Origin of the sequence: Vibrio algivorus (genome assembly GCF_030161215.1) — a bacterium.
Lineage (GTDB): Bacteria > Pseudomonadota > Gammaproteobacteria > Enterobacterales > Vibrionaceae > Vibrio > Vibrio algivorus.
In genome coordinates this window covers 24,467-37,771 of sequence record NZ_BSPV01000004.1, presented here as the reverse complement: position 1 = coordinate 37,771, position 13,305 = coordinate 24,467, and the positions used below count along the sequence as shown (strand labels likewise).

At 40.9% G+C, this 13,305-nt stretch carries 15 protein-coding genes; 6 read left to right on the top strand and 9 right to left on the bottom strand.

Annotated features, from left to right (window positions below):
• The first annotated feature begins 32 nt into the window (after window positions 1-32).
• Window positions 33-1,046, top strand: a complete 1,014-nt coding sequence (ansA, locus tag QQJ93_RS05800) for an asparaginase (RefSeq protein ID WP_089122611.1) — start codon at window positions 33-35, stop codon at window positions 1,044-1,046.
• 88 nt (window positions 1,047-1,134) lie between these two features.
• Here the strand turns inward: ansA and QQJ93_RS05795 are convergent, their stop codons facing one another.
• Together QQJ93_RS05795 and msrB are read right to left on the bottom strand one after the other, a co-directional pair.
• Window positions 1,135-1,416: a YeaC family protein gene (locus tag QQJ93_RS05795; protein ID WP_089122610.1), complete on the bottom strand. Its 282-nt coding sequence runs from the start codon at window positions 1,414-1,416 to the stop codon at window positions 1,135-1,137.
• Between the two features lie 70 nt (window positions 1,417-1,486).
• Window positions 1,487-1,870 (bottom strand): peptide-methionine (R)-S-oxide reductase MsrB, encoded by a 384-nt coding sequence (msrB, locus tag QQJ93_RS05790; protein ID WP_416376224.1) that lies wholly within the window; start codon window positions 1,868-1,870, stop codon window positions 1,487-1,489.
• A 378-nt stretch (window positions 1,871-2,248) separates the two neighbouring features.
• Between msrB and gap the strand changes: the two genes are divergently transcribed.
• The 3 genes from gap (at window position 2,249) to rlmA (ending at window position 5,502) form a co-directional block, all read left to right on the top strand.
• A complete protein-coding gene (gene gap, locus QQJ93_RS05785; protein WP_089122609.1) occupies window positions 2,249-3,244 on the top strand; it encodes a type I glyceraldehyde-3-phosphate dehydrogenase in 996 nt (331 codons plus the stop codon).
• A 407-nt stretch (window positions 3,245-3,651) separates the two neighbouring features.
• A complete protein-coding gene (locus tag QQJ93_RS05780; protein WP_089122608.1) occupies window positions 3,652-4,542 on the top strand; it encodes a D-hexose-6-phosphate mutarotase in 891 nt (296 codons plus the stop codon).
• A 132-nt stretch (window positions 4,543-4,674) separates the two neighbouring features.
• Window positions 4,675-5,502: a 23S rRNA (guanine(745)-N(1))-methyltransferase gene (rlmA, locus tag QQJ93_RS05775; protein WP_089122607.1), complete on the top strand. Its 828-nt coding sequence runs from the start codon at window positions 4,675-4,677 to the stop codon at window positions 5,500-5,502.
• A 306-nt stretch (window positions 5,503-5,808) separates the two neighbouring features.
• Here rlmA and QQJ93_RS05770 read toward each other — a convergent pair whose 3' ends face one another.
• Entirely contained in the window at window positions 5,809-6,558 is a 750-nt protein-coding gene (locus QQJ93_RS05770; protein ID WP_089122606.1) for an endonuclease, read from the bottom strand.
• 217 nt (window positions 6,559-6,775) lie between these two features.
• On the opposite strand from QQJ93_RS05770, the gene QQJ93_RS05765 reads away from it, so the two are divergent.
• On the top strand, window positions 6,776-7,684 hold the full coding sequence (locus QQJ93_RS05765) for a ChaN family lipoprotein (protein WP_160117496.1): 909 nt from the start codon (window positions 6,776-6,778) through the stop codon (window positions 7,682-7,684).
• A 287-nt stretch (window positions 7,685-7,971) separates the two neighbouring features.
• Here QQJ93_RS05765 and QQJ93_RS05760 read toward each other — a convergent pair whose 3' ends face one another.
• Complete coding sequence (locus QQJ93_RS05760; RefSeq protein ID WP_089122604.1) at window positions 7,972-8,412, bottom strand: YcgN family cysteine cluster protein; 441 nt, start codon at window positions 8,410-8,412, stop codon at window positions 7,972-7,974.
• A 139-nt stretch (window positions 8,413-8,551) separates the two neighbouring features.
• On the opposite strand from QQJ93_RS05760, the gene QQJ93_RS05755 reads away from it, so the two are divergent.
• Window positions 8,552-8,800 (top strand): YkgJ family cysteine cluster protein, encoded by a 249-nt coding sequence (locus QQJ93_RS05755; protein WP_089122603.1) that lies wholly within the window; start codon window positions 8,552-8,554, stop codon window positions 8,798-8,800.
• A gap of 111 nt (window positions 8,801-8,911) precedes the next feature.
• On the opposite strand, the gene recR is transcribed toward QQJ93_RS05755, so the two are convergent.
• From recR to QQJ93_RS05730, 5 genes are all read right to left on the bottom strand, one after another.
• Window positions 8,912-9,511 (bottom strand): recombination mediator RecR, encoded by a 600-nt coding sequence (gene recR / locus QQJ93_RS05750; protein WP_089122602.1) that lies wholly within the window; start codon window positions 9,509-9,511, stop codon window positions 8,912-8,914.
• A gap of 22 nt (window positions 9,512-9,533) precedes the next feature.
• A complete protein-coding gene (locus QQJ93_RS05745; protein WP_027697389.1) occupies window positions 9,534-9,863 on the bottom strand; it encodes a YbaB/EbfC family nucleoid-associated protein in 330 nt (109 codons plus the stop codon).
• Between the two features lie 132 nt (window positions 9,864-9,995).
• A complete protein-coding gene (gene dnaX, locus QQJ93_RS05740) occupies window positions 9,996-12,167 on the bottom strand; it encodes a DNA polymerase III subunit gamma/tau (RefSeq protein WP_089123562.1) in 2,172 nt (723 codons plus the stop codon).
• 69 nt (window positions 12,168-12,236) lie between these two features.
• Window positions 12,237-12,782: an adenine phosphoribosyltransferase gene (gene apt, locus QQJ93_RS05735; protein ID WP_089122601.1), complete on the bottom strand. Its 546-nt coding sequence runs from the start codon at window positions 12,780-12,782 to the stop codon at window positions 12,237-12,239.
• A gap of 113 nt (window positions 12,783-12,895) precedes the next feature.
• Entirely contained in the window at window positions 12,896-13,282 is a 387-nt protein-coding gene (locus QQJ93_RS05730) for a YbaN family protein (protein WP_089122600.1), read from the bottom strand.
• Window positions 13,283-13,305 lie beyond the last annotated feature (23 nt).

Below are 13,305 nucleotides of genomic sequence, written 5' to 3'. Positions count from 1 at the left end.
CTGTCTGTTCCTACAAACGATATCCTAAAATTATGACTAGAAAACATATCTACATTGCCTACACTGGTGGCACTATCGGCATGAAGCGTTCTTCTCATGGCTACGTTCCTGCCGATGGTTTTATGACTCAACAATTACAAGCAATGCCTGAGTTCCATCGTGAAGAAATGCCACTTTTCACCGTGCATGAATATTCCCCATTGATGGATTCTTCTGATATGACGCCAAATGACTGGCAACATATCGCTGATGATATTAAAGCTAACTATGATAAGTATGATGGTTTCGTGATCCTACACGGCACCGACACTATGGCTTACACCGCTTCTGCTTTATCTTTCATGTTTGAAAACCTTGGTAAACCAGTGATTGTAACAGGTTCTCAAATTCCATTGGCAGAGCTGCGCTCAGATGGCCAAGCCAACTTATTAAATGCCTTACACATTGCAGCAAACTACCCCATTAATGAAGTAACGTTATTTTTTAATAACCAATTGATGCGTGGTAACCGCAGTACTAAATCACGTGCTGATGGTTTCAATGCCTTTACTTCCCCTAATATGCCGCATTTACTTGAAGCCGGGATTAACATTCAAGTCAGTAACCCTGATTTAATTGATAAAAAGCCAGAAGGTGAATTTAGAGTTCATACCATCACACCACAACCAATAGGTGTGATCACCATGTACCCAGGGATCTCGCATGAAGTGATTCGTAACACACTTCGCCAACCTGTTAATGCGATGATCTTACTAACCTTCGGTGTGGGTAATGCTCCGCAAAACAAAGAAATGCTTGGTCATTTAAAAGAAGCGTCAGAGCGCGGTGTTATCGTCGTTAACTTAACTCAGTGTTTAACTGGTAAAGTGAATATGGATGGCTACGCGACTGGTGTATCTTTAGCGGAAGCGGGTGTGATTAGTGGTTATGATATGACGCATGAAGCAGCTCTAGCGAAACTGCACTACTTATTGAGTAAAGATCTAAGTTACGAAGACATTAAATCTCAGATGAAGCAAGTATTGCGTGGTGAGATGAGTTTATAAGCGTTACTCGGGTTCTCGTTACTCGAAAAAGATCATTCGAGTAACGAGAAGCAAAGCGCCCGATAAACGAGATTCGGATCTTTCAGAACTAGTTATCCACCTTAACTCTCAAAATATCTTCTTCCGCTTCTGAAAATTGCTTTTTAAGTTCGGCTTTCGATTTAAACGTCACTTCACCGCCTGCCGCAACCGACATATGTTGAGAGTCATAATTATGCTTTGATTGATACAACATTACTGCTTGCATACATGAGTCGCGCTGCTCTTTCGTAATAGGCGTACCATCTAACCAACGACCAGTTTCAATGGCATAATTTAAACGCTCGAACACTTCCGGTGTCATCGCATTCAGCAGTTGTTCAACATTCATATTTTTTTCCTTTCAAATTATACCTACATTAAATAGCCTCCGTTGAGGTTAAGTAATGCAGAAATACACGCTAACGATTAAAAACCAACGACACCGAATTCACACAAAAACGCTGGCCGGTTGTTTCTTGAGGACCATCTAAAAAAACATGTCCTAAATGACTATCACATTGTGCACAACGGATTTCAGTTCGAATCATTCCATGGCTATGATCTTCTAAATATTTAATGGCGTTTTTTGAAATCGGCTGATCAAAACTTGGCCAACCACAGCCAGAATCAAATTTATTATCCGAAGTAAATAAATCTGCTTGGCAGCAAGTACACTGATAAGTACCTGTTTCTTTATTATGAAGCAAAGTACCGGAGTATGGCGCTTCCGTTCCCCCAAGACGACATACTCTATATTGTTCTTCTGTTAGGGATGTTTTCCATTCTTTATCCGTCTTTTTCACAACGACCTCATTATTATTCACTGCAAAGTCAATCATCATTAAAGCAAAATTATTAGACTACTTTACCATTGATTGTTTTGAACAAAAACTTGCCAATTACCCATAATGTGGCACATACTTTCCCACAGTTTAAAATAGTGACTTGAATCACGGGAAACTATGGTTCATAGTCTGAATGTTTCCAAATTGCTAGTAATGGAATCAGAAGCATACCGGCTGGGTATGAATTAATCGATTTATGAGAATTCAGAAAGAAAGTAACTCTTTTTTTTGACTTTAAACAAGTAAACACCGATTATGCCTTGCAGGATGTAACTGGCTTCTGTAATTTTACTACCAGTTATCTTTAATCTGAAATTAAGTTGTGGAGCAACTACAATGACTATCAAAGTAGGTATTAACGGTTTTGGCCGTATTGGACGTTTCGTTTTCCGTGCTTCTGTTGAGCGTGACAACATCGAAGTTGTTGGTATCAACGACCTTATCGACGTTGAGTACATGGCGTACATGCTTAAGTACGATTCAACTCACGGTCGTTTCAACGGTACTGTTGAAGTAAAAGACGGTAACCTAATCGTTAACGGTAAAACTGTACGTGTTACAGCTGAACGTAACCCAGAAGATCTTAAGTGGAACGAAATCAACGTTGACGTTGTAGCTGAAGCAACTGGTCTTTTCCTAACTGACGAGACTGCACGTAAGCACATCACTGCTGGTGCTAAGAAAGTTGTTCTTACTGGTCCTTCTAAAGACGCAACTCCAATGTTCGTTAACGGCGTAAACTTCGACACTTACGCTGGTCAAGATATCGTTTCTAACGCTTCTTGTACTACTAACTGCCTAGCACCTATCGCTAAAGTTCTTAACGACAAGTGGGGCATCGAATCTGGTCTTATGACTACTGTTCACGCAACTACAGCAACTCAAAAAACTGTAGATGGTCCTTCTGCGAAAGACTGGCGTGGTGGTCGTGGTGCTTCTCAAAACATCATCCCATCTTCAACTGGTGCTGCTAAAGCAGTAGGCGTTGTACTTCCTGAAGTACAAGGCAAACTAACTGGTATGGCTTTCCGTGTACCAACTGCTAACGTTTCTGTAGTTGACCTAACAGTTAACCTAGCAAACGCAGCAACTTACGAAGAAATCTGTGCTGAAATGAAGCGCGCTTCTGAAGGCGAACTAGCTGGCGTTCTTGGTTACACTGAAGATGCTGTTGTTTCTCAAGATTTCATCGGCGAAACTAACACTTCTGTATTCGATGCAGCTGCTGGTATCGCACTTAACGACAAATTCGTTAAAGTTGTATCTTGGTACGACAACGAAATCGGCTACTCAAACAAAGTTCTTGACCTAATCGCTCACATCTCTAAGTAAGCATTAGTTTAGATTTTCTTTGAAAGGTCTTCTTTTAAGAAGATAAGCTACAAAAGGCGGCCATTGTGTCGCCTTTTTTGATTTTAGTTCCTAGGTGGCTATTTCCTAGTCCCTAGGTCTTCACTGACGCTTAATACCAATCATACTAATTATCTGATCATTCTTGCTTGTTAAAAAACACGATAACTTCGTTGTACTTTTCGTTTATAAGAAAGTTAATTGTAGAATAACTACTTATCGAAAATTTTCGCCTTGTTCTCAAGCCTTTTCCCTACGCAATTTCTGACCATTTAATTAGTGTGATTTGTATAATAATCACTACAATAGTAATTATTTTGATGACTTCGCCCTAGTCTGGAGACTGTCTTTTTCTAGAAACTAGGGACTAGAAACTAGGAACCCACGCCATGAACCTAACCCATTTACCTATCATCAGTACTCTCTCTGACTGCATCACGATTACTCAAAAAGATCAGCTTAAAATCATCCACATTCAACACCCTAAAGCCGAAGCTGCAATTTCTCTATTTGGTGGGCATGTGATTTCATTCAAGCCACAAGGCGAACAAGATCTTATCTTTACCAGTGAAGACGCGATCTGTGATGGTAAAACTCCCTTGCGTGGCGGTATTCCTGTCTGCTGGCCGTGGTTTGCTAAAGCATCTGAACCAAGTCATGGTTTTGCACGGACAACAGAATGGTCTTTGGTGGAGCACAGAGAAAATGAAGATGGCGTGATGGTTCGAATTGAACTAAAACCCTCTCAAGAAACATTAGCCATTTGGCCTCATCAGTTTGAAGTCTTTTTAGATGTTGAAGTCTCTGAACAATTAACCACAACTATGCACATCAAAAACACCGATGAGCAGGCATGGAAATTCTCTGGTGCGCTGCATACTTATTTCAACATTGCCAATATTCTTGATACTAAAATTACCGGTATGGGCGAGCATTACATCGACAAATTACAAAGTGGCAAAATTTGCTTAGGTGGGGATACACTTTCCATCACTTCAGGTGTCGACCGTGTTTATACTCATCCAACCAAGCAAATTTGTATTTCAGATCCTCAAAATCAACGTACTATCAGTGTAGAGAATCAAGGTGATACTGCAGCTGTCATCTGGAACCCATGGGAACTTGCACAAGGCATGGTAGACATGAAAGATGATGCCTACGCCAATATGGTATGTGTTGAATCAACTCTGTACGCTGAAACACTGGACGACGGCCACTCGCTTGAGCCAGGTGAAAGCTATTTACTAAGTACTAAGATAGGTTTGAAAGCTATTTACTAAGTACTAAGATAGGTTTGAAAGCGTAAGACTTAATCTAGCAACTAGGGACTAGGAACTTTTTCGCCTAGTCCTTTTTTCACTACTCACTCCATGCCATACTCCGCATCCAAATTAACAATAAGATTAAACTGTATGACTTATCAATGCCCTCTTTGCCATCAAACACTCACTGAGACTTCGACTGGATTCAAATGTGAAAGTAATCATCAATTTGATCGAGCAAGAGAAGGCTATGTCAACCTTATGCCGGTGCAGCATAAACGATCCAAACAGCCGGGTGATAATGCAGAAATGATGCAAGCTAGACGTCGATTTTTAGCATCCGAACAATACCACCCGATGCGTGAAGCGGTAGCGGCATTATGTAAAAAGCACTTAGTAAATACTTCTCACCAATTATTAGATATAGGTTGTGGCGAAGGTTATTACACCCACTATATTGCTCAACAATTACAACAACAAACCTCAGCTGCTACTTGTTATGGATTAGATATTTCTAAAGTTGCCATTCGCTATGCTGCAAAACGCTATAGCAATAACACGATGCAGTTTTGTGTCGCTTCTAGTCACCGGCTACCCTTTGCGGATAATTCACTCGATGCCATTTTGCGTATCTATGCGCCATGTGACCATCAAGAGCTGCAGCGTACTACCACTAACCATGGACTAGTCATTACCGTTACCCCTGCTGCTCGACATTTATATCAGTTACGAGAGCTTGTGTACCAAGATGTTAGGTTACACGATGAATCACCAGAAAGTATTGTAGGATTTACGCTACTAGAAGAGCAAAAGCTGCATTATGAGATGGAAATGACGGGTAGTGAAGCAGATGATTTACTCCAAATGACACCGTTTGCTTGGAAAGCATCAGAGAAAACCAAAGAAAAATTAAAACATGCTCCACAGTTTGACTGTGAAGCAGATTTCATTTTACGAGTTTACCGCAAACAAAATTAAGCTAGTACTAGCGCCATTAGCCTTATATACCCAAGTGACTTCAAGATGCAGAATTCAGAGCTACCATCCAAGTCTTTAAACAAGAAAGATTCGTGCAGGAATGTAATCACCTTTCAAATGAATCTGACGCAGCCTTTCTATTATAAAAAAGAAGAGGCTTGGATGAAGCTCCCGAAGGGCAAGTTAAAACAAGCTTTATGCGGCGTTAAATTAAATATAGATAGAATCGATCATATTCAATTTGCCTTGCCTAAAACTTGTTTTAATCTTGCTGAAACTCGCATCTTGAAGTTACTTGGGTATAACCTACAAAGCAGCACAACGCTCTTCTAATATAGGGTTACTGTTGTGCTGATAACTTTTTATTATTTCAGCTTTTTGACATTCAAACACGCTCACAGGATATTGTTTGTCCCAAGCGCTAAATAGCTGCTTTTGTTGCTTGCTTAAACGAAACTGTGAGTAGGTAACATCAAAATATAAATAGGTACGAGCGATTAGACCGCGTGCTTGTTGTGGTGGTTGGGCCTTTCTATCTTCAACATGAAAGTCACATGAGCCGAAATCACTTTTGGTTCCTGACATCATTTGAAAGTTATAATTTGAACGGTAAGCATTAACACTGCCGATTGCGGCAAATAGATTATATCCATCCGCTTGCATTAAGCGATATTCATGATTCACTTTTTCTGCACATTTACGGCCTTTGTATGCCTTACCTTTGCTGCTCACACATTGCTTATCCCCTTCTCGCCATTCTTTAAATGCACGTCCAAAGTTTTCCGCAGGCACGATATGCTCAAACTCAACTCGCTTAGCGCGTGAAGTATACAGGGAATCATTAAATCCTTGGGGCAAGGTAACTTGTTTTTTCTCATCAAATTGCGCATCACAGTAGACTGTCTTACGCATACTTGTCTTGTTATAAACGTTTTGCATCAGCAAGCGCTTTGCTTTTGAAAACGAATCTATTTGCGTGTTCTGAGTTGCTGAGGCCACATTGGTAACCAACATCGGCGAAAACAACACACACGCCATTAATGGCCATTTTTTCATTTGAGACTTCCTATTTGAAGCCTCTATTCTACGTCTCTTCTAATACTTTTTTCATACTATTTATCATTAGATTGCTCAATAAAAGCGCGACCGTACTTACGAATAATTATCATTAATATTGATGAGCATCAAATTGTCCGATAAGATAGCCAACCAATTGGAGATCATCATGTTACCTAAACGACTAAACACACCCGCTTTCGGCCTACTTACTCTGATGCTAATCAGTGGTTGCAGCTCACTCGTCTCTTCACAGAATAATCCAACGAGTGTCAGCAGCTTTTACGATTATCAACTCTACACTCCAGAAGGTGACCATATTTCATTGTCACAGTGGGCTAAAAATAACCAAACAGCCGATGTGATATTAATTGGTGAGTGGCATACTCATGCGGGGATTCACAGATTTCAAACTGATGTTCTTAAACAATTCATTCAAAATAAGCAAAACGTTACTCTATCAATGGAGCAATTTAGCCGAGATAGTCAGTCTGTCGTTAATTCGTACTTAAATGGTGAAATAGGCGAACAAACCTTAATCAAGCAAGCTAATGCATGGCCGAACTATGAAAGTGACTACCGTCCATTAGTCGAACTGGCTAAAAGTAATCAATTAAAGATTATTGCCGCTAACGCACCTAAACCAATGGTTCGCTGCATTAGTAAACATGGTTTAGATTATTTAGCTAAACTACCTCAAGATAAGCGAGCTTATGTGGCAAGCAAGATAGACTTAAGCGATTCACCATATAAACAAAAATTTATGGCATCAATGCATCATGGCAAGCCAAGCCAGCATTTAAATATGTATGCATCTCAGCTCACGTGGGATGCCACCATGGCCGAAAGCATAGTCAATTATAAACATGCTCATCCTAAAGCTACCGTCGTGCATATTGCTGGAAAATTTCATACCGAAGCTGGACTAGGTACTGCCGCACAAATAAAGCAGCTTGATCCTAGTTTAAATGTCATCATCGTCACTCCGGTAAATACAATCATTAAAGGCGATAACGATTACCAACTTGAAGTTCTTAGCCCACCAGTGAGATATGTCAAACCTGAACACCAAAAAGCAGCATTTAGTGAACTATTCAAAAATAAGACCGAGCCTGATTGCTCATAGAGTAATTTGCGTTAAGCAAAAGCATTGGTAAGTAACCTCAGCTGCGGATAACTAGAAGTCACTCAATACAGCACTTCAGGCGTCTAACTTCGTTAAAATCAACGCAATAGGCCAGCTATTGACTTATGATTTTGCCTTGTTATCCATCCCAAATTGCAGCATTGAGAGAAAGTCATCAATCCTAGATGCCTGACAGATGTTTTTATCATTTTTATATCAGTGTGTTAAGTTAATTATTGTGACACTCTTATCCAAAGCTGAGGTTAAGTAATAGTTGAACTAGTAAGTTAATTTCGATTAGGGTGGTTCAAAATGTGATCCTCCCAATCCACAACATCAATTTCATAAACCACTTTATTACGAACACTTTCACCTGCTGCATGCATGGCTGATTTCGATCCAGTAATAAGCGGATGCCATTCAGGAAGAGGTTTATTTTCTGCTAGTAAGCGATATGAACAGGTTTCAGGTAACCAGTTAAATTCATCGATTTTATCACGAGTCAGCTTTAAACATTCTTCTCCAGATTCAAAACGATTCGGGTAGTCTTTACAACCACATGTTTTACTATTGAGCCAGCTGCAAGCAACGTTGGTGTAATAAACTTCATCACTATCTTCATCCATCAACTTATGCAGGCAACATTTACCGCAACCATCACATAGTGATTCCCATTCTTGCTCACTCATTTGTTGTAGTGACTTAGTTTGCCAAAATGGAGTTGTCATAATATGCCTGCTTAAACTTGTATAGAATCTAGGCTGCGTTTTATACGCTGATCACCGACAAAATTCAAGTTATGCTATTTTCTGTATGGGTATTTTGCTACTATCTTCGACCAATTTTTGAACTACAGAGATGTATTTTATGGAATGTCGTCTTGGATGTGGTGCTTGTTGCATTGCACCTAGCATATCATCACCGATCCCGGGTATGCCGAAAGGTAAACCTGCTGGTGTTCGGTGTATTCAATTAAATGAAGATAATTTATGCAAGCTGTTTGGTAAGCCTGAAAGACCTAAGGTATGTCATGCATTTAAAGCGGAAAAAGCTATTTGTGGTAAAACTGATCAAGAAGCTTTATTTATTATTTCAGATCTGGAAAAGATAACTTAGGTACAACTCGAAACTCGAAACTCGAAACTCGAAACTCGAAACTCGAAACTCGAAAAATATTGATATCACCAACATTAAAATCAAGCTTCGAATTTAAGTATTATATTTAATCTATAACTTTTGTCGACCAAGTAACGAGTGAGATAACGTGGTGCCATCGACTAACTCTAGTTCACCGCCCATAGGAACACCATGAGCAATGCGGCTAGCATTAACGCCATGAGCCTTACACAACTGAGCGATATAATGTGCGGTCGCTTCCCCTTCTACGGTCGGGTTAGTCGCAAGAATCACTTCTTCAACATCACCGATACTTAAGCGGTAGTCGAGCAAATCTAAACCAATATCACTAGGTCCAATTCCATCAAGTGGCGATAAGTGCCCCATCAGAACAAAATAACGACCAGAATATTGTCCAGTTGCTTCAATTGCAGCAATATCAGCAGGCGTTTCTACTACACAGATCTGCCCATTTGCTTGACGCTTAGGATTGGTACAGACATGGCAGGTATCTTGCTCGGTAAAAGTTCGGCATTGATCGCAGTGACCGATCTCTGTCATTGCTTGAGATAAAGCTTCGGCTAATTGCAAACCGCCCTTTCTATTACGCTGCAATAAATGAAAGGCCATACGCTGAGCCGACTTGGGGCCAACCCCAGGTAAGCAACGTAAGGCCTCCATTAATTGTTCCAGCATACTGCTTGTGCGCATGTATGTCTCTCTACTGGTTCAATTAAAATGGCATTTTCATACCTGGTGGTAATTGCATACCGCCAGTCACTGAAGCCATTTTTTCTTTTTGTGTTTCTTCGACACGACGAGCAGCATCATTAAATGCAGCTGCAATCAAATCTTCTAGCATTTCTTTATCGTCTTCCATCAAGCTTTCATCGATTTCCACACGACGCACGCTGTGGCTACCAGTAATGGTCACTTTTACAAGGCCTGCACCAGATTCACCAGTGATTTCCATATTTGCGATTTCTTCTTGAAGCTTTTGCATACGCTCTTGCATCTGCTGGGCTTGCTTCATCATGTTGCCCATTCCGCCTTTACCAAACATGCTTATTCTCGCTTGTTATCTAAATAGAATGATTGTGGATATTATTAGTTTATTGGGTCGAACCGATAAAAAATCAACTCGCTCTTCTAGCTAATAATGTGTTTTGTTAATTAATTGCATATGGTTTAACCATTAAATAGGTCTTACGCTGTCTTTATCTATTTCTGCTGCGAAACGCTTTTGCAAGAATTGGATATTAGGATCAGTATCTAGACTTTCAAATGCTTGCTGTAACTTTTCTTGATAAAGCTTTTCTCTTAATTCAAGCGGCGTAATACCATCAGCACTATTTTGGATAACTAATTCACAACTTTGCTGAAAATGTTGCGACAAGACTTTCGTCAATTCCTCTTGCGCCTTTGGGGTATTCAAATGTGCTTGCTCAGCACGTAAGCCTAACGTAATGACATGATCATTTTTACTATAAGTGGAGTTTAATGCCAGCTGCTGTACCAATTTCGCCGTATTGAGTTGATCGATGATCGCCGCCCACTCATTTTGCTCAATACTTTCATGCAATAGTTTTTCTGCCATCTCTGGCGTTTTAATATGCTCTAGCGCTTTCTTAACTTGAGTCGGCGTTAGCTCTTGGCCTTCTTGCTGCGATGACTGAGGTTGAGTTGGCTTCCACTGATAGGGTTCATTCGAATCGTCTGGTTTTGCAGCTCCAGAGATTGGCGTACCATTTGGTGATATTGGCGACCCCTGCACAGCTTCAACCGCGGCGGCCGTATGCTTGCTTGCAATACGGTCAAGTACCGATGTTTTCACTGGTTTAACAGACGTCGCTTCAGTCTTTTTTGTTGGGACATTCCCAGTTGTAGGCGTAGTGCGTAAGTTTTCACGTTTACTACGCAGCTGATGTCTCAATCCGGTTAACGGTGAAGCGGATGCTGCTGACTGCTGCTGAGTTTGAGGCACTTGCTGTTGTGATGCCTCAGTATTGCCAACCGCTGATTGTGGATGTCCTGATGGTTGGTATCTTGGTGGTTCCGCTGCTGGTTGGCTGGCAGCGGAGTGATCACTATCCCCCATTTGATTTGCTACAGGGACACTTGATGCTGCTGGTGGGCTTACTGGCTGACTACGCGCAGACTGATCCGTTGCCGATTGAGGTATAGAGTGTTGTGCTCCACTCACATTTCTAGGTGCAGATTCAACCACCGGAATGCTTTTCGTTTGCGCAGCTGGAGCCACAATCGAATTACCAGATGCCGCTTGTACCGGCCTAAAAGCCAGCATTCTCAACACTAACATTTCCGCTGCCATTTTCTCGCTCGGAGACAATGGTAAATCTTGACGGCCTTTCAAAGTCATCTGGTAGTAAAGTTGTACATCTTGAGGCGTCAAAGATTGGCTCAAAAGCTCAACTCTTTCCGCATCAGGTTGCTCTTTATTTAAGCTTGCTGGTAATGCTTGGTACATAGCAATGCGGTGTAATTGGCTACTTAACTCTTTAAATAAGCCATCCCAATCAATACCATTTTCGGCCAGTTGCTCAAGGCAGTTCATCGCTGTTTGTGGTTGCTTACTGCTGATCGCCTCAAGTAAATAGATCGCTTGTTCAGTATCCAGTGTGCCTAGCATGTTCGAAACGGTCGCACTATCAATATGCCCATTTCCTAAGGCAATCGCCTGATCAGATAAACTTAATGCATCACGCATACTTCCATCAGCCGCATGAGCAATCAAACTTAATGCTCTAGGTTCTGAGGTGATGTTTTCTTCACCTAACACAAAATCTAATTGTTCATGAATTTGATCTGAGCTAATCGGTTTTAAATGGAACTGCAAACAACGAGAAAGAATCGTCACTGGCAGCTTCTGAGGATCGGTCGTTGCTAATAAGAATTTAACGTACTCTGGCGGCTCTTCCAGTGTTTTTAATAATGCATTGAAACTATGACGAGATAACATGTGTACTTCATCAATCAGGTACACTTTAAAGCGCCCACGTGCTGGCTTATATTGAACGTTATCGAGTAACTCACGGGTATCTTCTACCTTAGTACGAGATGCCGCATCAATTTCCAATAGGTCAACATAACGACCTTGATCGATTTCAACACAGCTATCACACACACCACATGGGTTGTCGGTAATACCGGTTTCACAATTCAAGCCTTTGGCAAACAGTCGGCCGATCGATGTTTTACCAACACCACGAGTTCCGCTGAATAAATAGGCGTGATGCAGTCGGTTCTGCTTTAAGGCATTCTCTAAAGCAGTAATTACATGACCTTGGCCAACCACATTTTCAAACTTAGTTGGTCGCCATTTTCTTGCTAACGCTAAATAACTCATCAAATCTTCCGGTTCAATCATTCCGACTGTTGAATAGTGGGTTTATTAAGAATATTCCCCACTCAGATTTTAGTGACCTGCAAACTCACAAATGCTATACACATTTAAGCCTAGTGCTTTCAATTTTTCTTCACCGCCGATTTCCGGCAAATTAATCACAAAAGCTGCATCAGTTACTTCACCACCTAATTGGCGAATCAGTTTAACGGTCGCCTCAATGGTTCCGCCAGTTGCAAGCAAATCATCAACCACTAATACTTTATCGCCGGCTTTAATCGCATCGGTATGAATTTCAAGAACATCTGTTCCATACTCTAACTCATAAGATTGAGAAACGGTTTCACGTGGCAATTTACCTGGTTTGCGAACAGGCACAAAACCAAGACCTAACTCCAACGCTAATGGGGCGCCAAATAAAAACCCTCGAGCTTCCGTACCTACTACTTTGGTAAAACCCATTGATTGATATTTTTCAACCAACAACTGGATCGTAGCTTGATAAGCTTGCGGGTCTTCCATCAAACTCGTTACGTCACGAAATAATATCCCTTTTTTAGGGTAGTCAGGAATGGTTTTAATGCTCGCTTGAATAAGTGATTGAGTATCAGTAGTCATTATAGAATTCTTATCTTAGGTAAACTTTAGCTTGATAATAACATCACTAAAGCTTGGGGTAATTATTAATATAACTTCAGCAGAGAAAGTCGTTGCTGGATATGGCAAGTATGTTAGTGATTTTCACTAGGATCAGCAACATTTGAAGTTGGCTCATGAACCGGTAAGCGGTGGAAGCAAAAAAACAAAATCGCAAAGCCAAACACCAGTCCTAGCTTGAGCCACCAGTATGGAACCATCACAAATGAGAAAGTAAAACTCATTGCCAATAGCACATAGCCTCTTTTTTTCATAGCAGCACTCACTGCTCGATGCTGATTCCAGTTATCAATAATTGGACCTAAATGCGGATGGTGATGGATCCAGTAATGAAATTTCTCATTACTACGCATAAAACATGCGCTAGCAAGCAGAAGAAATGGGGTGGTTGGAAGTAAAGGAAGAAAGATCCCAAGCACACCGAGCACCAGAGATAAACCACCAACGGCATTAAGTAACATTTTACGGATGATGGTTTGATTCC

Bases quoted from the DNA above. Each gene is read 5' to 3' on its own strand.
- QQJ93_RS05760 (WP_089122604.1), bottom strand. From the start codon at position 8,412: ATGACAACTCCATTTTGGCAAACTAAGTCACTACAACAAATGAGTGAG.
- recR (WP_089122602.1), bottom strand. From the start codon at position 9,511: ATGCGCACAAGCAGTATGCTGGAACAATTAATGGAGGCCTTACGTTGC.
- QQJ93_RS05780 (WP_089122608.1), top strand. From the start codon at position 3,652: ATGAACCTAACCCATTTACCTATCATCAGTACTCTCTCTGACTGCATC.
- QQJ93_RS05745 (WP_027697389.1), bottom strand. From the start codon at position 9,863: ATGTTTGGTAAAGGCGGAATGGGCAACATGATGAAGCAAGCCCAGCAG.
- ansA (WP_089122611.1), top strand. From the start codon at position 33: ATGACTAGAAAACATATCTACATTGCCTACACTGGTGGCACTATCGGC.
- QQJ93_RS05770 (WP_089122606.1), bottom strand. From the start codon at position 6,558: ATGAAAAAATGGCCATTAATGGCGTGTGTGTTGTTTTCGCCGATGTTG.
- rlmA (WP_089122607.1), top strand. From the start codon at position 4,675: ATGACTTATCAATGCCCTCTTTGCCATCAAACACTCACTGAGACTTCG.
- QQJ93_RS05765 (WP_160117496.1), top strand. From the start codon at position 6,776: ATGCTAATCAGTGGTTGCAGCTCACTCGTCTCTTCACAGAATAATCCA.
- gap (WP_089122609.1), top strand. From the start codon at position 2,249: ATGACTATCAAAGTAGGTATTAACGGTTTTGGCCGTATTGGACGTTTC.
- QQJ93_RS05795 (WP_089122610.1), bottom strand. From the start codon at position 1,416: ATGAATGTTGAACAACTGCTGAATGCGATGACACCGGAAGTGTTCGAG.
- QQJ93_RS05755 (WP_089122603.1), top strand. From the start codon at position 8,552: ATGGAATGTCGTCTTGGATGTGGTGCTTGTTGCATTGCACCTAGCATA.
- QQJ93_RS05730 (WP_089122600.1), bottom strand. From the start codon at position 13,282: ATGTTACTTAATGCCGTTGGTGGTTTATCTCTGGTGCTCGGTGTGCTT.
- dnaX (WP_089123562.1), bottom strand. From the start codon at position 12,167: ATGAGTTATTTAGCGTTAGCAAGAAAATGGCGACCAACTAAGTTTGAA.
- apt (WP_089122601.1), bottom strand. From the start codon at position 12,782: ATGACTACTGATACTCAATCACTTATTCAAGCGAGCATTAAAACCATT.